The sequence below is a fragment of the Roseovarius sp. MBR-51 genome (genome assembly GCF_053628575.1).
This window is the reverse complement of the sequence record NZ_JBRJGQ010000029.1, coordinates 1-18,969: the sequence shown is the minus strand read 5'-3', so window position 1 is coordinate 18,969 and position 18,969 is coordinate 1. Positions and strand designations below refer to the sequence as shown.

Sequence of the window (18,969 nt, the reverse complement as noted above, 5' to 3'; positions counted from 1 at the left end):
GACCGCGCCATGTTTCTTCTCCCCCATGCTGTTTGGGGGGAAATGAATCACAAGCCTATGCCAAAGAACAGAAATTTATGGGTGCGCTGCCTAGATTAGCATGCGTGCCGGGTCTGTTTTCACGGAATTCCATCATGCCCCATAGGAAACTCGGAGCATCTGTCTCGGCTTCTACTTCGCTTGCCTTTGATCCTTTTGATCCAATTGACACATGCTTGTAATCCGCTTGCGGATCGTTGGTGTAGGGAAACCCGCTACCCGGGGCGCCACACAGGTGAAAGAACCGTCCTCCAAGCTCGACAATGCGCCCGTTCGGAGCAAAGCGTTCCTCGGGCCAGCAATAGGGCGAATTGGCATCAGAAAGGGCAAGGCCCGGCTGCAAGGCGATAAAACTCGCCAAAGCGAGTGCGCCACGTAAGGAAACCGGAATGAGACGGAGCATTCTCAACTGACCACGCGTTACTTGAACCCTGCCCCATGCAAACAATTCTGGATTGTTTTACAAGACATTTTTCCCGCCAAAGCGGTTAATTGAAAACGATGAAAAGTCATTTTCTCGCGCGATGATGCGATCCGTTACAGCCCCAGCCGCGCCATCACGATGTCATTGACGGCCTTGGGGTTCGCTTTGCCGCCCGTGGCCTTCATCACTTGGCCCACGAACCAGCCCGCCAGCTTGGGATTGGCCTGCGCCTTTTCCACCTGCGCGGGGTTGGCGGCGATGATCTCGGCCACCGCCTGTTCGATGGCGCCGGTGTCCGTCACCTGCTTCATGCCGCGCGCCTCGACGATCGCTTCGGGGTCGCCGCCTTCGGTATAGACGATTTCAAAGAGGTCCTTGGCGATCTTGCCGGAAATGGCGTCCGACTTGATCAGGCGCACGATGCCTGCCAGTTGCGCCGGACTGACCGGGCTGTCCTCGATGGAATGATCCTCTTTCTTGAGCCGTCCAAACAACTCGTTGATCACCCAATTCGCCGCCAGCTTGCCATCGCCGGCGCCCGCCGCCACCGCCTCGAAATAGGCGGCATTGGCCAGATCCGCAGTCAGAACGCTCGCGTCATATTCACTCAGGCCAAATTCCAAAACAAACCGCGCCTTCTTGGCATCCGGCAGTTCCGGCAGGTTGGCCGCGATTTCATCCACCCAAGCTTGCTCGATTTCCAGAGGGAGCAAATCCGGATCGGGGAAATAGCGGTAATCATGCGCCTCTTCCTTGGAGCGCATGGACCGGGTCTCGTTCTTGTCCGGATCGTAGAGGCGGGTTTCCTGCACCACCGTGCCACCCGCCTCGACAATCGCAATCTGGCGACGCGCCTCGTAGTCAATCGCCATCTGGATGAAACGCATGGAGTTCATGTTCTTGATCTCGCAGCGCGTGCCAAGATGGCTGAAATCCTGCGTTTCCATGTATTTCTCATACTGGCCCGGTCGGCAGATCGACACGTTCACATCGGCCCGCAGATTGCCATTCTGCATATTGCCATCGCAGGTGCCCAGATAGCGCAGGATCTGGCGCAGCTTGGTGACATAGGCGGCGGCCTCTTCCGGCCCGCGGATATCGGGGCGGCTGACAATTTCCATCAGGCACACCCCCGTGCGGTTCAGATCGACAAAGGACATCGCCGGGTCCATGTCATGGATCGACTTGCCCGCGTCCTGCTCCATGTGGATGCGCTCGACCCGCACCAACCGCGCCACGCCGGGGCCCATATCCACAAGGATTTCGCCCTCGCCGACCAGCGGATGATAAAGCTGGCTGATCTGATAGCCCTGCGGCAGGTCCGGGTAGAAATAATTCTTGCGATCAAATGCCGACCAGAGGTTGATCTTGGCCTTGAGGCCGAGCCCCGTGCGCACCGCCTGCTCGACGCAGAATTCGTTGATCACCGGCAACATGCCCGGCATCGCCGCATCCACAAAAGCGACGTTGGAATTGGGTTCCGCCCCGAATTGCGTCGAGGCCCCGGAAAAGAGCTTGGAGCGCGAGGCCACCTGCGCATGCACCTCCATCCCGATCACCAACTCCCAATCATGCTTGGCGCCCGCGATCACGCGTGGTTTCGGGGCTTCATAGGTGAGATCAAGCATGGCACGGCCTCCGGCTGATATATCAGAGGCGTTCTAGGACAGGGGCGCGGATGGGGCAAGGGGCTGGGAGCGTCAGACAGCCGGAGGCATAACTTTCCATCGCAACGGCGCTGTCAAACACAAGGGTTCAATACCATCAGGAACGAGAGTAGTGTAGGGGAATGAACTCACCCATACGAGCGGTGTGAACAATCGAATCTTAACACGGGTGAGAAAAAATGGCATTTGCTTCGCTTGAATCTCCAGATGGATTTACAGTTTTTGAAGGTCAGGACCTGGACTTTCAAATCGTCTTCAATGATGCCACTTTTGTATCCGCGAGTTATACATACTCGTTTTCAACAGTCGGGGGCACCGCTGATTCAAGCGATTTCGTCGGGACAAGCAACAGCGAAGCAATATTCTTCAACATCACTCCGGCGGAGAACGTGACTGTCGAGTCATTTTCAATGTCTGCTCTTCTCGATGACCTCGACGAGGGCCAAGAAAGCCTTTTTCTGAACGTATCTGTCAACGGCATCGCCTTCGAGGATTCTACCACTTCAAAATCGTTCGAGATTTTCATCCAGGATGTAGTCGGGAACCTTCCACCTCAAGGGACGGTTACCATAGACGGAGAGGCCTTCGCGGGGAATACCCTGACGGTGAACACGTCCGGCTTGTCAGACGCGGATGGGATCGGGGAATTCTCCTACCAATGGCTGCGCAACGGGATACCGATCGTCGGGGCGGTTGAGTCCAGCTATGGTGTGGTGCCCGAGGACATCGGCACGTCACTGACTGTGCGCGTGTCCTACACCGACCTTCTTGGAACAGACGAGAGCGTCGTTTCAAATGCAGCGCAAGTGATTCTGGAACCCGGCACTGACGGAAATGATCTGATCTTTGGCACACCGCTGGACGACACCTTAAGCGGCGGTGCAGGCGACGACACCCTGTTCGGCATCGATGGAAATGACGTTTTGGCAGGCGGTATCGACAATGATTCAATCGAAGGCGGCAACGGCAATGACTCGATCTCTGGATCGGATGGCAATGACGTAATCAATGGCGGTCTGGGCGCTGACAATATCGGCGGCGGTCTGGGCAATGACACCATCGACGGCGGCGACGGCGATGACATCATCGGCGGCGGTTTTGGCGCGGATAGCATCAGCGGCGGCGCGGGCAATGACGTGGTTGCAGGTGGCGCAGGCAATGACACGCTTTCGGGCGGCGATGGCAACGACAGCATGTCAGGCAGCTTTGGTAATGTCCTGATTGACGCGGGCGATGGCAATGACGACATCGGCGGCGGCACCGGGCAGGACACGATTGACGCGGGCGCAGGCAACGATAGCGTCGGCGGCGGCGAAGGCGATGATGACATCTCGGGCGGTGACGGCAACGATTTCCTTGCTGGGGGTGGCCGCGATGACGTGATCGACGGCGGCGCCGGCAACGACACGATCAATGCAGGCGCGGGCAATGACGTGGTCACCGGCGGCGCGGATGCCGATCAATTCGTCTTCTCGTCCTTCTTCGACGGCGAGGCCGATGTGATCACCGATTTCGAGGATGGTTTGGACAGCTTCCTGATCCGTCGCATTGATCCGGACACGGGCGAGACCAATATCACCAACGGCGGCAATGGTTTGGCGGGTTTCGTTGCGGCGATGAATATCGTCGATACCGAAGCAGGCGCGCAAATGACGGTCAACGGCAATACGATCCTCGTTGAAGGCATCACCGCCGCGCAACTCACTTTGGACGATTTCACGTTCCTCTGAGTGCCGAGCCGGAAATTATACATACGAAACTATGAATATAAATAACTTCACAGAACCGTGAAGATAGTATTTGGTATCTTAAGGTTTTAAAACTGGGGAGTTTTATCATGGAAGGCCTGCTCATTCCGGGTAAGGTTCCGCCGAGGGCCGTCTTGCCTCAGCAGCTCTTCTCGTCGGCCATGATGCTCTCGATGACTTTGGGATCACACTGTTCGTCGCGCAGGAACGCACGGATGCCGCCTTCCCATGTCCGTATGTCCGCGAGAAGTTCTTGGAGGCATTCGATGCCACGGTCTGTGAAGGTCTTGATCCCCTCCTCGGTGCCGTCGTCTACCCAGATCATCTCGCCATGATCGATGTTGTCGGAATTGGCGCTGACAATTTCGATGAGTTCGAGGTTCTCGCCGATCTTCCTTGCGACCTCATCGATGGTGTGGACGTGGGTGACCCGGGCCATCATGCAGCCTCGGCCGATCGGGGGGCCTGCTTCTGCCAGTTCCATGGCAACAACTCAGGCAGGCGTGAGACCGGCATGTCGGAGATGCGTGCGATGACGTCGGCAAGCCACGCCTGGGGGTCGATGTCGTTGAGCTTGGCGGTTCCGATCAAGGTGTACATTGCCGCCGCGCGCTGGCCGCCACGCTCCGATCCCGCGAAGAGCCAGGATTTGCGTCCGAGGGCCACACCGCGCAAGGAACGCTCGGCGGCGTTGTTCGAGAGGCAGACCCGCCCGTCCTCGAGGAACCGCGTGAAGCCCGGCCAATGGGTGGATGACAGCAGGTAGTCGATGGCTTTCGCCACCTTGGCATGCTTCGACAGGAGCGCGCGCTCGCCGCGAAGCCAACGCTCGAGGTCCGCGACCAGCGGGGCCGATTGGCGTTGCCGCATAGCCAGTCGTGCCTCCGAAGACTGCCCGTTGACCATGCGCTCGATCTCGAACAGCGCGTCGATGCGCTTCACCGCCTCCACGGCGATGGGCGAGATCTCCTTGGGCGACTTGCCCTTGCGGATGTTGGTCTGCACGTCGGCAAGCTCGAAGAACTTGCGCCGCGCGTGGGCCCAACACAGCGCCGATGCCACAGGCCCGGGCTGTCGGGCGGCATCGTAGAGCTGGTTGTACCCGGCATAAGCGTCGGCCTGCAGAATGCCCTGCCAGCCTGCCAGATGTTTCGTCGGATGCTCGCCAGCGCGATCGGGGGAGAAGCGGAACACGACCGCGGGCGGCGCAGTCCCATCGAACGGGCGATCATCGCGCACATAGGTCCACAGCCGGGCGGTTTTCGTGCCGCCGCGGGCCAACAGCGGCACCGTGGTGTCGTCGCCATGCAACCGGGCGGCGGTGAAGACATGCGCCTCGATCAGGGCGTTGAGCGGCTTCAGCAACTCGGCCACCGCGCCGACCTGGTCGGCGAGCGTGGAGAGGCTGAGGTCCACGCCTTCACGGGCATAGCGTTCGGCCTGACGGTTGAGGGGCTGATGCTGGCCATACTTTTCGAAGACGATCATTGCCAGCAGGCTGGGGCCGGCCCATCCCCGCGGGATCGGATGGAAGGTGCGGGGGGCTGGGTGATCTTTTCGCAGGCCCGGCAGGTAAACTTCTCGCGGACCGTCTGGATCACCTTCCACTGGCGCGGCACCACTTCGAGCGTTTCGGTAATGTCCTCGCCCATCTTCACGATGCGGTCGGAGCCACAGCATGAACAGGTGCTGGGGGCCTCGACCACCACGCGTTCGCGCGGCAGGTGATCCGGGAATGCTTTCTTGACCGGTTTGCGCCGCTCGAAGGCACCGACCTTGGTCGTCTTCCGCTCAGCCTGCACCCGGTCCTCGGCGGCGTCTGCAATCAGCTCCCCGAGCTGGAGTTCCAGCTGGTCAAGCAACTTGGCGCTGCGTTCCGCGCTGCGGCCATACTTGTCGCGCTTGAGCAACGCGATCTCGAGCTTGAGGCCGGCGATCATCGCCTCGGAGGTCGAGACCACCGCGCGCGCCCGTGCAAGATCGGCTTCGGCCGTGGCTACTCGTCCCTCTGCCGCCATCGCGCGCTGCTCCGAGGCCGCGAGCGCGGCACGCAATTCTTCGAGTTCGGAGCGGGCCTCTGACATGGCGAACACCTACCATGTCCGCCCGCCAATAACCAGTAAAACAAGGGCTTTACCGACGATTTACCCAACCTTTGCAGGGCGTTGCGTCCAGCGCGGATTGCGCCAGTCGATCCCCTCGAGAAGATAGCCAAGCTGTGCCGCAGAGACCTGAACAGCCTGTCCAGACTGGCTCACCGGCCAAATGAACTTCCCCGCCTCGAGCCGCTTGGCGTAGAGCGACATGCCCACACCATCATGCCAAAGCAGTTTCACGAGATCGCCCCGGCGCCCGCGGAAGCAGAAGATCTCGCCAGCGTGCGGGTCGCGCCCGAGGCCCTCCTGAACTTTCAACGCCAGGCCGTTCATCCCGCAGCGCATGTCCGTCACGCCGCCTGCGATCCACACGCGCACCCCCGCCGGGAACGCGATCATTTGCCCTCCAGGATCGGCAGCAGCCGGGCCAATGCGTCCGGCTCCACCGACGAGGGCACAAGCAGGCGCCTTCCGTTCCTCAGAACAATCTCCAGCTGCACGGCAGCCTCCTGTCGCCGCGGCGGCAGCGCATCAACGTCCGGTGCCATCTTCACCGGCACGAACGCGGCATTGCCTGCCATCGAAAGCTCCCCGTTCCGATATTGTCGCCGCCAGACCGTCAGCAGCCCGCGGGAAATACCGTGCCGACGGGCGGTCGCGGAAACCTGGCGATGTCCCCGCTGACTTTCCTCGACCAGCCGGATCTTGTCCACATCGCTCCATTGCCGACGCCGCGGCACGTCCTCGGCGGACAGGATCTCGACGTGCGGTGTGAACGTAAGGTCGACCATAAGGTCGGACTTACCATCACCCAATGCGCCCCGTCAGACGGCCCACGCCGGAGCGTTACCATTCCGGGGACAATTGACGCTGATGATCTCATCGGCACCCCCGAAAACGACACGATTAACGCGAATGCCGGGGATGACACACTGACCGGCGGCGCGGGCAACGATCTGCTGGATGGGGGCGCGGGGTTCGATACGGCTGTGTTCGCAGGCAACGCCGCCGATTACAGCACAGGCGTAAATGAGAGTGCGCAGCGCACGATCACCCATATCGCGAGCGGCGACACTGACCTTCTGGTCAATATCCAACGCCTGCAATTCGACGACATCAGCACCGATGTCCTGCTCAACCCCGACAACACAAGCCCCGGGCTGATTCGGGGTCTCGGCGGCGATGCCGGGTTCGGCGAGGATTTTCTGGTCCGCAATGATGACGGTTCGACCGCGCAGATCGACATCAGGCCAATCTTCGAGAACGGGCTAAATTTCTTTGGTACCGTTTATGAGGGTCTCTGGATCAACAACAACGGCTCCGTGACCTTTACCGGGCCACGCGGCACCTTTACGCCTGATGTCATCACCGGCAACACCAGCAATCCCAACATCACGCCCTTCTTCGCCGATGTCGACACGCGCGGTGGAGTCGTGACACCCACTCCGGGTGGCAATTCGCAGGGCACCAACCTTGTGCATTGGGATTTCAACACGCTGGGCGACCAACTCATCGTCACGTGGGACGATGTTGGCTATTATGACACTCGCACCGACCTGCTCAATGCCTTTCAGTTGATCCTCACGGATCGCGGCAATGGCGATTTCGACATCCAGTTCCGCTATGAAGAGGTGAACTGGACCACCGGCAACGCCAGCGGCGGCACCAACGGGTTGGGCGGCGAGGTTGCACGCGCCGGGTATACGTCGGGCACCGGCGTTGAAGGCACGTTCTTTGAGCTACCGCAATCCGGTAATCAGGACGAGATCCTCAGCCTCGATGTGATCCCCGGCAATACCGGGCTGATCGGCATCTGGAACTTTGCCGTGCGAAACGGCGGCGTGGTCGATTCCATCGTGCCGCTCTTGCCGCCGGTCGGCGCGGGCGGCTGGGTCGCAGGTGATCCGCATCTCGCGACACTCGACGGGGTCGGCTATGATTTCCAGGCGGCAGGCGAATTTGTCCTGCTGCGTGGCACCGACAACGATTTCGAGCTTCAGGCGCGCATGGTGCCGGTGGGCGATAACGTCAGCGTCAATCAGGCCATTGCCACCAACCTTGGCGGCACGGCGGTGATGATCGACGCCAATGACGCGACCCCGCTGCATATCGACGGCGTGGCCACAGAGCTCGAGGATTTCGGCTCCGTCGCGGTCGGCAATGACCGCATCTTCCGCGAAGGCGATACCTATATCATCGTCTATGCGGGCGCAGATAACGTGGTCAATGATGGCGACAGCCAGGTGCGCGTGATCGTGCGTGACGGGCGGGTCGATATCGACGTTCGCCTCAACGAAGACCTGCTGGGGCGTCTCGAGGGTCTGCTCGGCGATGGCGACGGCAATCCCGACAACGATGTCGCACGCGCCGATGGCACCGTGCTGGCGCGCCCCTTTGCCTTTGCCGATCTCTACGGGCAATACCGCGAGGATTGGCGCGTCACCTCCGAGGCGAACAGCCTCTTTGCCTATGACGCGGGCGAGAGTGTCGATGGCTTCTATCTGCCTGAATTCCCCGGCGAAATCGTCACACTCGACTCGCTCGACCCTGCCGTGCGGGATGCGGCGATTGCTGCGGCGCTCGACGCGGGCCTGATCGAAGGCACGCCCAATTTCGAGAATGCCGTGCTCGACTTTGCCCTGACGAATGACGCCTCGTTCTTCGACTCGGCCGCCGAAGTACCAGCCTCGGTGACTGAAACCGTCACCACCGCTGATCCGGTCTCGCTCAACCTCGAAGGAACGGAAGGCAACGACACCCTGCTCGGGGCGACGCTTGACGACACGCTCAGCGGTCTGGGCGGCGATGACCGGCTGGAAGGGCGCGGCGGCAACGACCAACTCAGCGGCAGCGCGGGCAATGACACGCTCGACGGTGGCGACGGCAATGACCGGATGTCGTCCTCGGATGGCAACGATCTGGCCCTTGGCGGTCTTGGCAACGACAACATCGGCGGCGGTCTGGGGGATGATACGCTGGACGGCGGCGATGGGGATGACATCATCGGCGGCGGTTTTGGTGCCGATAGCATCTCGGGCGGCACGGGCAATGACGTGGTTGCGGGCGGTGCCGACAATGACACGCTCTCGGGTGGCGACGGCAATGACAGCATGTCCGGCAGCTTTGGCAATGACCTGATCGACGCGGGCGATGGCAATGATGACATCGGCGGCGGCACCGGGCAGGATACCATCGACGCGGGTGCCGGTGACGACCGGGTTGGCGGCGGCGAAGGGGATGACAATATCCTTGGCGGCGCTGGCAACGATTTCCTTGCGGGCGGTGGCCGTGACGACATCATCGACGGCGGCACGGGCAATGACACGATCAACGCCGGTGCTGGCAATGATCAGATCACGGGCGGTTCGGGCGCCGATCAGTTCGTCTTCGCCTCCTTCTTTGACGGGGAGGCGGATGTTATCACCGATTTCGAGGATGGCATCGACAGCTTCTTCATCCGCCGCTTTGATCCCGACACCGGACTTGAGAACATCAACAACGGCGGCAATGGTCTGGCCGGGTTTGTGACCGCGATGAATATCATCGACACTGAGGCTGGCGCGCAGATGACCGTGAATGGCAACACCATCCTCGTCGAGGGCATTACGGCGGCGCAACTCACGGTGGACGATTTCCAGTTCCTCTAAGGTTCAGGCCCGATCAAATAAAAGGGGCGCCCTCGGGTGCCCCTTCGTCTTCCGCTCGCCATCGCCAGACTCCCCCGGTAAACCCGGCAATTTGCGTTAGCGCAACCACAGGAAAAACGGCAGAAACCCACCCATGGTTAACGCTAACATCCTGTATTGCAACTGGAAAACGTCTTTTAACGCTTTCCGGCCTGCTCTGGCGCGTCTATACGAGCGCCAAGTCAGCTATCAGGAGTCGCCCATGACCATCACCGTAGGAATCAACGGTTTCGGCCGTATCGGTCGCGCCACGCTTGCCCATATCTCCGAGAGCCTGCGCAACGATATCAAGGTGGTCAAGGTGAACGCAACCGGGCCGATTGAAACGGCGGCACACCTGATGCGCTATGACAGCGTGCATGGCCGCTTTGCCCATCCGATCACCATCGAGGGCAGCACAATGGACCTCGGGCGCGGTCCGATCCAGATGTTCTCGACCTATGATATGACAGAATTGGATTGGGACGGGGTCGATGTGGTGCTCGAATGCACCGGCAATTTCAACGACGGCGCGAAATCACGCACCCACCTGGAGCGCGGCGCGCGCAAGGTGCTGATCTCGGCCCCGGCCAAGAACGTCGACCGCACCGTGGTCTACGGCGTGAACCACGAAGCCCTGCTCGCCTCTGAGCGGATGATCTCGAACGGGTCCTGCACCACCAATTGCCTGGCTCCGCTGGCCAAGGTGCTGAATGACGCCATCGGCATCGAGAGCGGCATCATGACCACGATCCATGCCTATACCGGCGATCAGCCGACGCTGGACCGCCGCCATAATGACCTCTACCGCGCCCGCGCCGCCGCCATGTCGATGATCCCCACCTCGACCGGGGCGGCCAAGGCCCTTGGCGAGGTGCTGCCGGAACTCGCAGGCAAACTCGATGGCTCTGCCATCCGCGTGCCCACGCCCAATGTCTCGGCGGTGGACCTGACCTTTGTGGCCAAGCGCGACGTGACCAAGGCCGATGTCAACGCCGTGGTGGCCGAGGCCGCCGCTGGTGCGATGAAGGGCATTCTGGCCTATGATCCAGAGCCCAAGGTCAGCATCGACTTCAATCACACCGAGGAAAGCTCGATCTTCGCCCCAGATCAGACCAAGGTCATCGGCAACCGGTTGGTGCGGGTGCTGGCTTGGTATGACAACGAATGGGGCTTTTCCTGCCGCATGGCCGATGTCGCGGTTGCGATGGGCCGGTTGCAGTAAGAGCGCGCCCCCCCGACGTTCCCCACGTCGGGGGAGTTCCTTGGCTGATCCGGCTTGCGTGGCCAGGGCCTCTGCGGCATACCCGAGCGAGACGGACCAAGCGAAAGCACGGCGCATGACCAACACACTCGCGATTGGCCTTGGGGGGATCATCCTTGTGGCGCTTGGTGCCGATTTCATGCTGAACGATGGCCAATCCACCCTGTTCCTCGGGCGCAAACTGATTGATTTCATCGAATACCTCGCCTTCTGGCGATAACCCTCCTGTGATTTCCCCAGCATTGACTCGTTTCGAAATTCGTTTATGTTCGCTTTCACTTGTTAGCGCTAACATATCTCTGGGAGGATGCCATGCCCCTGAAACTTGCCATCAACGGATTTGGCCGCATTGGCCGCAACGTGCTGCGCGCTTTGGTCGACTCGGACCGCACGGACATTGAAATCGTAGCGATCAACGACCTCGCCCCGGTCGAGACCAATGCCCACCTGCTGGAATTCGACAGCGTACATGGCCGCTTCCGGGGTCAGATCTCCACCACCGCCGACACGATTGACGCCGGGCGCGGGCCGATGCGCGTGACCGCCCTGCGCGACCCGGAGGCGCTGCCATGGGCGGATGTCGATATCGTGCTCGAATGCACCGGCATCTTCACAGACCGCGACGCCGCCGCCCGCCACCTCAAGAACGGCGCGCGGCGCGTGCTGGTCTCTGCCCCCTCAGCGGGCGCGGATCGCACCGTGGTTTACGGCGTCAACCACGCGAACCTGACCGCCAAGGATGTGATCGTCTCGAACGCCTCCTGCACCACCAATTGCCTCGCGCCCTTGGCTAAGGTGCTGCATGAGAACATCGGCATCACGCGCGGCTTTATGACGACAATCCATAGCTATACCGGCGATCAGCCAACGCTCGACACCATGCACAAGGACCTCTACCGCGCCCGCGCGGCGGGGCTCAACATCATTCCCACCACCACCGGTGCCGCCCGCGCCGTGGGTCTGGTGCTGCCCGATCTTGCCGGACGACTCGACGGCACCGCCATCCGCGTGCCTACCCCCAATGTCAGTGTCGTCGACCTGACCTTCGAGGCCGCCCGCGACACCAGCGTGGATGAGATCAACGCCGCCGTGACCCACGCCGCCAAGGGGCCACTCTCGGGCGTGCTCGATGTCACCACCCGCCCGCTGGTGTCGTCAGACTTCAACCACGATCCGCACAGTTCGATCTTTGCCACCGATCAGACGCGGGTGATGGACGGGCGGCTCTGCCGCGTGCTCAGTTGGTATGACAACGAATGGGGCTTTTCCAACCGCATGCTCGACGTCGCCGCCGCAATGGGCCGTCACCTAGAGGCCGGGCGCGGCCCCACCCCGCGCCAAGCACGGGTGATGGAACCCACCTGAGCGACCTCAGGCGAACTTGGCCAACAGCGCCGCGCGCACCGGGGGGGTGACGAATTTGGTCACATCCCCGCCCAGCCGGGCGATTTCCTTGACAAGTTTGCTGGCAATCGCCTGATGATTGGCATCGGCCATGAGAAAGACGGTCTCGACCGAATTATCCAGCGCCCGGTTCATGCCAACCATCTGGAATTCATATTCGAAATCCGCCACCGCCCGCAGGCCGCGCACGATCACCTGTGCGCCCACGTCATGTGCGCAATTGATCAACAGGTTCTCGAACGGATGCGCCACGATCTCGGTGCCGGTCTGCGCGCTCAGCTTGGCGCATTCGGCCTCGATCATTTCAACCCGCTCTTCCAAAGAAAAAAGCGGCCCTTTGTCACGATTGATCGCCACGCCCAAAACCAGCCGATCCACCAGAACGGCGGCCCGGCGAATGATGTCGATATGGCCCAAGGTAATAGGGTCGAACGTGCCGGGATAGAGACCTATGCGCATGCGGCCCTCCATTGCTGCAATCGCGGCTCACGCAACAATAATATGCAAGGGAATGCAAGCGCTTAGTAACCCATGATCATGCCTTCAAGGGCAGTCTTCTCCATAGACAACTCTTCGAGTCGCGCCTTGACCACGTCGCCGATCGTGACGATCCCCACCAGCTTGCCCGCCTCGACCACCGGCATGTGCCGAAACCGGCCGTCCGTCATCCGCGCCAAGACGGCATCCGACGTATCCTGACGGGAACAGCAAACGGGGTTGCGGGTCATCATTTCCGAAACCGTTTCGGTCATGCAGACAACGCCCCGCACCGCAAGGCTGCGCACGATGTCCCGCTCCGAGATGATGCCATCAACGGTCTCACCGTCACGCGACACCACCAGACCGCCAATCCGACGCTCGGCGAGGATCTGGGCCGCCTCGGATACCTTGGTGGTGGGGGTGATGGTAATCACCGCGCTGTCACCCTTGGATTTCAGGATTTGCTGCACGAGCATGACACGATCCTCCGCAATAAAATGCTGTCTAAACCAGCGTGCTTGATAATAAAATTTCTGTCAAGTGCGCGCCTCCAGGCTCTGCACCTCCTGACGCAGCCCCTCGACCAAGGCCGTGGCAAATCGGTTCTGACGCTCAAGTCGCCGATCATCGGCATGCCGCACCAGATAGAAACTTCGGGTGAGGGAAAACACCTCTGGCAAAACCTTTTGCAGCCCCCGCGCCCAAGGCAGCGAAAAATCGTGCAACACCCCTATTCCGCCCCCCTGCCGCACCCAATTGAGTTGTACCGAGACCGAATTCGACGCGAGGCTGACACGCTCCACCCCCGCTTCGCTGAGGTAATCGAGTTCCTTGTCAAAGATCATGTCGGGGATATAGCCAACCATCCTGTGCGCCCCGAGGTCGGTGATCTGCGTGATCGGCGGATGCCTGCGTAGATAGCGGACCGAACCCGCGAGATGCAGGTGGTAGTCGGTGATCTTCTGCACGGTCAGGCGCCCCGCTGTGGGCGGGCTGACCGCGATCACCATATCCGCCTCGCGCCGGGTCAGGTTGAAGACCCGCGGCAATGCCACGATCTGGATCTCCAGATCGGGATTTTGCGCCCCGATTGCGGCGCAGACCTGCGGCAGCAGGAAGTTGGCACAGCCATCCGGCGCGCCGATCCGGATTTGCCCGCTCATGCCCCCCGCCTGCCCGGCCATTTCCTCGGCGGCGTCCTGCATCGCAGTTTCGGCGCGCATCGCATGCCCCATCAGACGCTGCCCCGCTTCGCTCAGCGCATAGCCCGTTGGCGATTTGGCAAAGAGCGGCGCGCCCACCTCTTCTTCCAGCCGCGCGATGCGGCGGCCCACCGTTGCCGGGTCGATCCGCAGAATACGACCCGCCCCCGACAGGCTCTCGGAGCGTGCAACAGCGAGAAAGATGCGGATATCGTCCCAATGCGGCTGCATCACAGGCCCCCTTTGCAGAAATGCAAATCACTTTTGGAATATTGCCTCTTTCCGCAGGAGTTTTGCAAGACTACCCTGCCGCCAACGGATAGGAGGATTCCAGATGCAAGAGCTTACCCACTATATCAACGGTCAACATGTCAAAGGCACCTCCGGGCGCTTTTCGGATGTGTTCAATCCCGCCACCGGCGACGTGCAGGCGAAATGCCCGCTCGCCAGTGTCGAAGAAATGGATCAAGCCGTGCGCGCCGCGATGGCCGCACAGCCCGCTTGGGCGGCCACCAACCCCCAACGCCGTGCGCGCGTGATGATGGAGTTTGTCCGCCTGCTCAACCGCGACATGGACAAACTGGCCGAGGCGCTCAGCCGCGAGCATGGCAAGACCTTTCCAGATGCCAAGGGCGATATCCAGCGCGGGCTTGAGGTGGTCGAATATTGCGTCGGCGCGCCGCAACTGCTCAAGGGTGAATTCACCGACAGCGCCGGTCCCGGCATTGACATCTATTCCATGCGTCAACCGCTCGGCGTGACCGCAGGGATCACCCCCTTCAACTTTCCGGCGATGATCCCGATGTGGATGTTCGCGCCCGCTCTGGCCTGCGGCAACGCCTTCATCCTCAAGCCGTCCGAGCGTGACCCCTCCGTGCCGCTCATGCTGGCTGAACTGATGGAAGAGGCGGGGCTGCCCAAGGGTATCTTGCAGGTCGTCAACGGCGACAAGGTGGCCGTGGACGCGATCCTCGACCATGAGGTGATCCAATCCATCGGCTTTGTCGGCTCGACACCGATTGCACAGTATATCTATGGACGTGGCTGCTCCAATGGCAAGCGGGTGCAGTGCTTTGGCGGTGCCAAGAACCATATGATCATCATGCCCGATGCCGATATGGATCAGGCCGCAGACGCCTTGATCGGTGCGGGCTACGGCGCGGCCGGTGAACGCTGCATGGCGATTTCTGTCGCGGTCCCGGTGGGCGACGAGACCGCTGACCGCCTGATCGAGAAACTCGTGCCGCGCATCGAAAAGCTCAAGGTCGGGCCGTACACCGCTGGCAATGATGTGGATTACGGCCCCGTTGTGACCGGTGAGGCAAAGAAGCGTATTCTCGGATTGATCGACTCGGGTATCGCACAGGGGGCGACACTCGTCGTAGATGGCCGCGATTTCAAACTGCAGGGCTATGAGGATGGCTTCTTTGTCGGTCCGCACCTCTTTGACCATGTGACGCCGGACATGGACATCTACACGCAGGAAATCTTTGGTCCCGTCCTCTCGACCGTGCGCGCGGGCTCTTACGAAGAAGCCCTCAAACTGGCGATGGACCATGAATATGGCAACGGCACCGCGATCTTTACCCGCGACGGTGACGCCGCTCGCGATTTCGCAGCGCGTGTGAACGTGGGCATGGTCGGCATCAACGTCCCCATTCCGGTGCCGCTCGCCTATCACACCTTCGGTGGCTGGAAGAAATCCGGTTTTGGCGATCTCAACCAGCATGGCCCGGATTCGTTCAAGTTCTACACAAGGACCAAAACCGTCACGTCCCGCTGGCCATCCGGCATCAAGGAAGGCGGCGAGTTCAACTTCAAGGCAATGGACTGATCCTGCGCCCAATCGCCCAAGATCAAAGGCCCCGGCAAAGATGCCGGGGCCTTTTGCGTCACCCCACAGGCCCAATCTGCATTGCCTGTTCAATCATCGCCACGGCAGATCCATGTACATCGCTATCTGTCCAATAGGCATTGTGCGACAGCGGATTCCACGCGGTCAGAATGTTGCCCGCGCTGATCCAACGATCGCGCAACTGACCATCTGCCGCCAGAACATCATAGCCTGCCCCCGAACCAGCCAGAGGCATACCCAGAATGTCATTGCGGCTGTTGAGGTTGATCCACCACGGCTTGAACCACTTGCCCGCCGGAATGGCGGTGCCGGGCCGGTCGATGGCCCTGACCTCTCCGGGTTTACAGCTGAACGTAAAGACCGGGATATTGCACCCAAACGTGAGAAATCCGGCCATCGTCTCAAAGCGCTGAAACTTGGTTGGCGCGGCGCTATGGCCCTTTTGCAAATCCCAGATGTGGTTTGAAATGATCTGGCCGCCCAATGAATGCGCCAGCACGATGAGAGGCGCTCGCGCGCCCGTCACCCCCTCCAAATGGGCGATGGCACGGGTGACGCGGGAATGCACCTCTGGGTAGACATAGGCATGGTCCCCTGTTTCCCAACGATAAGAGGCTGCATCGGCCAACCTGTGCATCACGAAATCCCGCGACCCCATCCAATTGGCCTCGCCCTTGAGCGCACGGTCCATGTAACCCTGCTGTCTCTCTTGCAGGATGTCCGACCAGAAGATCTCCCGCCACCCCACAAGACTGTCAAATCGTGCCTCCCCCATCCGGCGGCGCAACGCCTGATAAAGATCGCGGGAAAAGCTGACCGCGTTGTCGGCTTGTGGCTTGTCGCCCTGACTGCCCATACCGTGAATGACCGCCACGGCGACCCGGTGTTCTTCTGGCATGGTTATGCCCTCCGTTGAAATAGGCTGCTGAAATGACGTGCACTTGGGTGAAAGAAAAGCACGGCAATGCCAGTCGCGCAACCATGAGGTGCAAACGTGCCACGCAACGTGAGAGCGCAGACACCTGAGAGCGCCTGATGACAATTCCGTGAGGTGACGCGGGTTTCTGTCCGTCAACCCCTTCGCTTTGCCCGCTGCTGTCCCTATGTTCCTGCCAACATTCACAATAAAGAGGATCGAGCCCAGTGACCCCCAGTCGACTTACCCGCCGCCACGCGATTGCCGCTGGCCTTGCAGCCCTTGCAACCCCCGGCATCCTTCGCGCTGACCCCCTGAGCGAAGTGACCAACCGTCGCAATGCGTCCGCTTTTGTCACCCGCGATTGGCGCGATCACTTCGATACTCTGGGCAAAGGCGCCATTCTGGCCGATATCGACAGCCGTGCGCTGCATTACTGGGGCGCCGATGGCGAGACCTATGCGCTCTACCCGTCGTCGGTGCCGTTGACCGAAGAACTCACGCGGCGCGGCTATACCGAGGTGGTGCGCAAACGGGTCGGCCCCGACTGGACCCCGACCCAGTCCATGCGCGAGCGTGATCCCTCCCTGCCCGCCTACATGCCCCCCGGCCCCGGCAATCCGCTGGGCACGCATGCGCTCTATCTCAGTTGGCCCGCCTATCTGGTCCATGGCACCCACGACACCCGCAAGATCGGGCGGCAATCGTCTTCCGGCTGCATCGGACTCTATAACCCCCACATCGAAGAGCTGTTCGCCAAGGTGGCAGTGGGCACACAGGTGCTGTTGCTCTGAAGCCCTCTCGATGCGAAAAGCAAAGCGCCCCGAAACCCAGATTCGGGGCGCTATTACTTGCGGGTTTGAACCTTCGTTCAGAATATGGTCGAAAGAGGTTAATGCGGCCGGACACATGGCCTCATTCATGAGCGAGTGATTGGCCGTTCCGCATCCGGCTTGGACCTTTGGTCGCTCAGGTCCTGCTCAGGGGGCTCTCTTCCCCAATCGCCAAAAGACTTTGACCTGCTTGAAACACCCTTGCAGAGTTGCGATATTACCTCAGAGAGGACGACCTCCACATCTGGACAACAGCCTGGGACGACCCGGCACCTAGTTTGAGGTCGCCATGCGCTCCCCGCTTGATCGTCTCCGCCACGCCCTGAGTTTTGAAATCATCGCTTTGCTTCTCGTCGTCCCACTTGGCGCGGTCGCCTTTCACGTCCCGATGCACGACATCGGTGTGGTCGGCATTGTGAGCGCCACCCTCGCGACGCTGTGGAACATGATCTACAACTATGTGTTTGATGTGGCCCTGCGACGCCTGTCCGGGACAACCAAGAAATCGGCCTCGCTGCGCATCCTGCACGCCATACTCTTTGAAACCGGCCTCTTGATCGTCTTGATGCCGTTCTTCGCATGGTATCTCGGGATCTCGCTCTGGCAGGCCTTCGTGATGGATCTGTCCTTTGCGCTGTTCTACATGATCTACGCATTCGGGTTTAACTGGGCCTACGACAAGGTCTTCCCCCTGCCCGAATGGAGCGGCGCGCCCGCCTCCGGCTGAGGGCCCTGAAGGAGATCTGCGCCCTGTCTGCCGGATGGGGCAGAACCTCGCACGACGTATGTCGTGGTGCGGTATCCTGCACTTATAAACGCAGGTAACTTCAATGCTGAGGTACGGCTCACCCTCGACACGTCAAGCCTTCGGCACTGTCATGAGCACCGCTGAAAATGTGCTCACCGACTTTTGGGCAGCCAGCTTTGCGACGGCCGATAGTTTCAATGACGATACTTGGCATGTGCTCGCCGTGACTTTCGACGGGACGGAGGTCAACGCGTTCATCGACAACGTGCCGCTCATCTCCGGCACCCCAGCCACTCTCAACACTGTGCTGTCCCGCCTCTACATCAACTACAAGCTCAGCAACAATACGGGCGCATTCATGGATTGCGCTGCCGTGCTGATCTATGCCGGGGCACACACTGCACCGCAGCGCGCAGAGACGTATAGCTACCTCAACGGGAAATACATCACGCCCGGCGTCGGCGGTACGATCTCAGAGCGCGCTGCTTTCAGCGGTGGTGCCTCTGGTCTGACCGCCTCTCCTGTCTCTGTACTAGGCAGCCGACTCATAAAACTCGATCCACAGGCGCACTGAGGCCAGTTTGATCATTGCCAGAAAGTTGCGTGACGTTTTCTCATACCGCGTGGC

The 18,969-nt window shown here is 60.7% G+C and carries 18 protein-coding genes and 1 pseudogene; 9 read left to right on the top strand and 10 right to left on the bottom strand.

Features of this window, described 5'->3' with window-relative positions; genetic code table 11:
• Nucleotides 1-55 precede the first annotated feature (55 nt).
• Together ACSSVY_RS21405 and gatB are read right to left on the bottom strand one after the other, a co-directional pair.
• A complete protein-coding gene (locus ACSSVY_RS21405) occupies nt 56-442 on the bottom strand; it encodes a hypothetical protein (RefSeq protein WP_454271961.1) in 387 nt (128 codons plus the stop codon).
• 134 nt (nt 443-576) lie between these two features.
• Complete coding sequence (gatB, locus tag ACSSVY_RS21400; protein ID WP_454271960.1) at nt 577-2,091, bottom strand: Asp-tRNA(Asn)/Glu-tRNA(Gln) amidotransferase subunit GatB; 1,515 nt, start codon at nt 2,089-2,091, stop codon at nt 577-579.
• A gap of 860 nt (nt 2,092-2,951) precedes the next feature.
• Between gatB and ACSSVY_RS21395 the strand changes: the two are divergent.
• Nucleotides 2,952-3,860, top strand: a pseudogene (locus ACSSVY_RS21395) (calcium-binding protein); the annotation flags it as partial.
• 157 nt (nt 3,861-4,017) lie between these two features.
• Here the strand turns inward: ACSSVY_RS21395 and ACSSVY_RS21390 are convergent.
• From ACSSVY_RS21390 to tnpA, 4 genes are all read right to left on the bottom strand, one after another.
• Entirely contained in the window at nt 4,018-4,320 is a 303-nt protein-coding gene (locus tag ACSSVY_RS21390; RefSeq protein WP_454271958.1) for a hypothetical protein, read from the bottom strand.
• Nucleotides 4,317-5,962, bottom strand: a protein-coding gene (gene tnpC / locus ACSSVY_RS21385) for an IS66 family transposase (protein ID WP_454271957.1) whose coding sequence is annotated in 2 segments (ribosomal slippage) — nt 4,317-5,410 and nt 5,410-5,962 — 1,647 coding nt in all. Because the reading frame shifts where the segments join, the coding sequence is not laid out codon by codon here. Before tnpC ends, ACSSVY_RS21390 begins: the two co-directional genes overlap by 4 nt.
• Before the next feature lie 60 nt (nt 5,963-6,022).
• Nucleotides 6,023-6,373 (bottom strand): IS66 family insertion sequence element accessory protein TnpB, encoded by a 351-nt coding sequence (gene tnpB / locus ACSSVY_RS21380; protein WP_454271955.1) that lies wholly within the window; start codon nt 6,371-6,373, stop codon nt 6,023-6,025.
• The gene (tnpA, locus tag ACSSVY_RS21375) at nt 6,370-6,765 is read right to left on the bottom strand and encodes an IS66-like element accessory protein TnpA (protein WP_454271953.1); all 396 of its coding nucleotides are present in this window, start codon (nt 6,763-6,765) and stop codon (nt 6,370-6,372) included. The genes tnpB and tnpA overlap by 4 nt, the downstream gene beginning before the upstream one ends.
• Here tnpA and ACSSVY_RS21370 point away from each other — a divergent pair.
• The 4 genes from ACSSVY_RS21370 to gap (ACSSVY_RS21355) all read left to right on the top strand — a co-directional run bounded on the left by ACSSVY_RS21370 (nt 6,739) and on the right by gap (ACSSVY_RS21355) (nt 12,268).
• A complete protein-coding gene (locus ACSSVY_RS21370; protein ID WP_454271951.1) occupies nt 6,739-9,621 on the top strand; it encodes a nidogen-like domain-containing protein in 2,883 nt (960 codons plus the stop codon). The genes tnpA and ACSSVY_RS21370 overlap by 27 nt on opposite strands.
• A 241-nt stretch (nt 9,622-9,862) precedes the next feature.
• Nucleotides 9,863-10,864, top strand: coding sequence for a type I glyceraldehyde-3-phosphate dehydrogenase (gene gap, locus ACSSVY_RS21365; RefSeq protein WP_454271949.1), 1,002 nt, complete (start codon nt 9,863-9,865; stop codon nt 10,862-10,864).
• A 115-nt stretch (nt 10,865-10,979) separates the two neighbouring features.
• Nucleotides 10,980-11,123, top strand: a complete 144-nt coding sequence (locus ACSSVY_RS21360; RefSeq protein ID WP_454271948.1) for a hypothetical protein — start codon at nt 10,980-10,982, stop codon at nt 11,121-11,123.
• Between the two features lie 92 nt (nt 11,124-11,215).
• Entirely contained in the window at nt 11,216-12,268 is a 1,053-nt protein-coding gene (gene gap, locus ACSSVY_RS21355) for a type I glyceraldehyde-3-phosphate dehydrogenase (RefSeq protein WP_454271946.1), read from the top strand.
• A gap of 6 nt (nt 12,269-12,274) precedes the next feature.
• Here gap (ACSSVY_RS21355) and coaD read toward each other — a convergent pair whose 3' ends face one another.
• The 3 genes from coaD to ACSSVY_RS21340 form a co-directional block, all read right to left on the bottom strand.
• On the bottom strand, nt 12,275-12,766 hold the full coding sequence (gene coaD, locus ACSSVY_RS21350) for a pantetheine-phosphate adenylyltransferase (protein WP_454271944.1): 492 nt from the start codon (nt 12,764-12,766) through the stop codon (nt 12,275-12,277).
• A gap of 62 nt (nt 12,767-12,828) precedes the next feature.
• Entirely contained in the window at nt 12,829-13,263 is a 435-nt protein-coding gene (locus ACSSVY_RS21345; RefSeq protein WP_009819432.1) for a CBS domain-containing protein, read from the bottom strand.
• Between the two features lie 60 nt (nt 13,264-13,323).
• On the bottom strand, nt 13,324-14,220 hold the full coding sequence (locus ACSSVY_RS21340; RefSeq protein WP_454271943.1) for a LysR family transcriptional regulator: 897 nt from the start codon (nt 14,218-14,220) through the stop codon (nt 13,324-13,326).
• A gap of 103 nt (nt 14,221-14,323) precedes the next feature.
• On the opposite strand from ACSSVY_RS21340, the gene ACSSVY_RS21335 reads away from it, so the two are divergent.
• The gene (locus ACSSVY_RS21335; protein WP_045684605.1) at nt 14,324-15,823 is read left to right on the top strand and encodes a CoA-acylating methylmalonate-semialdehyde dehydrogenase; all 1,500 of its coding nucleotides are present in this window, start codon (nt 14,324-14,326) and stop codon (nt 15,821-15,823) included.
• 58 nt (nt 15,824-15,881) lie between these two features.
• Here ACSSVY_RS21335 and ACSSVY_RS21330 read toward each other — a convergent pair whose 3' ends face one another.
• Nucleotides 15,882-16,742, bottom strand: a complete 861-nt coding sequence (locus tag ACSSVY_RS21330; protein ID WP_454271941.1) for a hypothetical protein — start codon at nt 16,740-16,742, stop codon at nt 15,882-15,884.
• Nucleotides 16,743-16,987: 245 nt separating this feature from the next.
• On the opposite strand from ACSSVY_RS21330, the gene ACSSVY_RS21325 reads away from it, so the two are divergent.
• From ACSSVY_RS21325 to ACSSVY_RS21315, 3 genes are all read left to right on the top strand, one after another.
• Entirely contained in the window at nt 16,988-17,554 is a 567-nt protein-coding gene (locus ACSSVY_RS21325; protein WP_454271939.1) for a L,D-transpeptidase, read from the top strand.
• 328 nt (nt 17,555-17,882) lie between these two features.
• On the top strand, nt 17,883-18,320 hold the full coding sequence (locus tag ACSSVY_RS21320; protein WP_454271937.1) for a PACE efflux transporter: 438 nt from the start codon (nt 17,883-17,885) through the stop codon (nt 18,318-18,320).
• A gap of 151 nt (nt 18,321-18,471) precedes the next feature.
• Complete coding sequence (locus ACSSVY_RS21315) at nt 18,472-18,915, top strand: hypothetical protein (RefSeq protein ID WP_454271935.1); 444 nt, start codon at nt 18,472-18,474, stop codon at nt 18,913-18,915.
• Nucleotides 18,916-18,969 lie beyond the last annotated feature (54 nt).

Coding starts and splice junctions, on each gene's coding strand:
- coaD (WP_454271944.1), bottom strand. CDS start 12,766: ATGCGCATAGGTCTCTATCCCGGCACGTTCGACCCTATTACCTTGGGC.
- tnpB (WP_454271955.1), bottom strand. CDS start 6,373: ATGATCGCGTTCCCGGCGGGGGTGCGCGTGTGGATCGCAGGCGGCGTG.
- tnpA (WP_454271953.1), bottom strand. CDS start 6,765: ATGGTCGACCTTACGTTCACACCGCACGTCGAGATCCTGTCCGCCGAG.
- ACSSVY_RS21405 (WP_454271961.1), bottom strand. CDS start 442: ATGCTCCGTCTCATTCCGGTTTCCTTACGTGGCGCACTCGCTTTGGCG.
- ACSSVY_RS21330 (WP_454271941.1), bottom strand. CDS start 16,742: ATGCCAGAAGAACACCGGGTCGCCGTGGCGGTCATTCACGGTATGGGC.
- gap (WP_454271949.1), top strand. CDS start 9,863: ATGACCATCACCGTAGGAATCAACGGTTTCGGCCGTATCGGTCGCGCC.
- ACSSVY_RS21315 (WP_454271935.1), top strand. CDS start 18,472: ATGAGCACCGCTGAAAATGTGCTCACCGACTTTTGGGCAGCCAGCTTT.
- gap (WP_454271946.1), top strand. CDS start 11,216: ATGCCCCTGAAACTTGCCATCAACGGATTTGGCCGCATTGGCCGCAAC.
- ACSSVY_RS21320 (WP_454271937.1), top strand. CDS start 17,883: ATGCGCTCCCCGCTTGATCGTCTCCGCCACGCCCTGAGTTTTGAAATC.
- ACSSVY_RS21335 (WP_045684605.1), top strand. CDS start 14,324: ATGCAAGAGCTTACCCACTATATCAACGGTCAACATGTCAAAGGCACC.
- ACSSVY_RS21390 (WP_454271958.1), bottom strand. CDS start 4,320: ATGATGGCCCGGGTCACCCACGTCCACACCATCGATGAGGTCGCAAGG.
- ACSSVY_RS21340 (WP_454271943.1), bottom strand. CDS start 14,220: ATGCAGCCGCATTGGGACGATATCCGCATCTTTCTCGCTGTTGCACGC.
- ACSSVY_RS21345 (WP_009819432.1), bottom strand. CDS start 13,263: ATGCTCGTGCAGCAAATCCTGAAATCCAAGGGTGACAGCGCGGTGATT.
- ACSSVY_RS21360 (WP_454271948.1), top strand. CDS start 10,980: ATGACCAACACACTCGCGATTGGCCTTGGGGGGATCATCCTTGTGGCG.
- gatB (WP_454271960.1), bottom strand. CDS start 2,091: ATGCTTGATCTCACCTATGAAGCCCCGAAACCACGCGTGATCGCGGGC.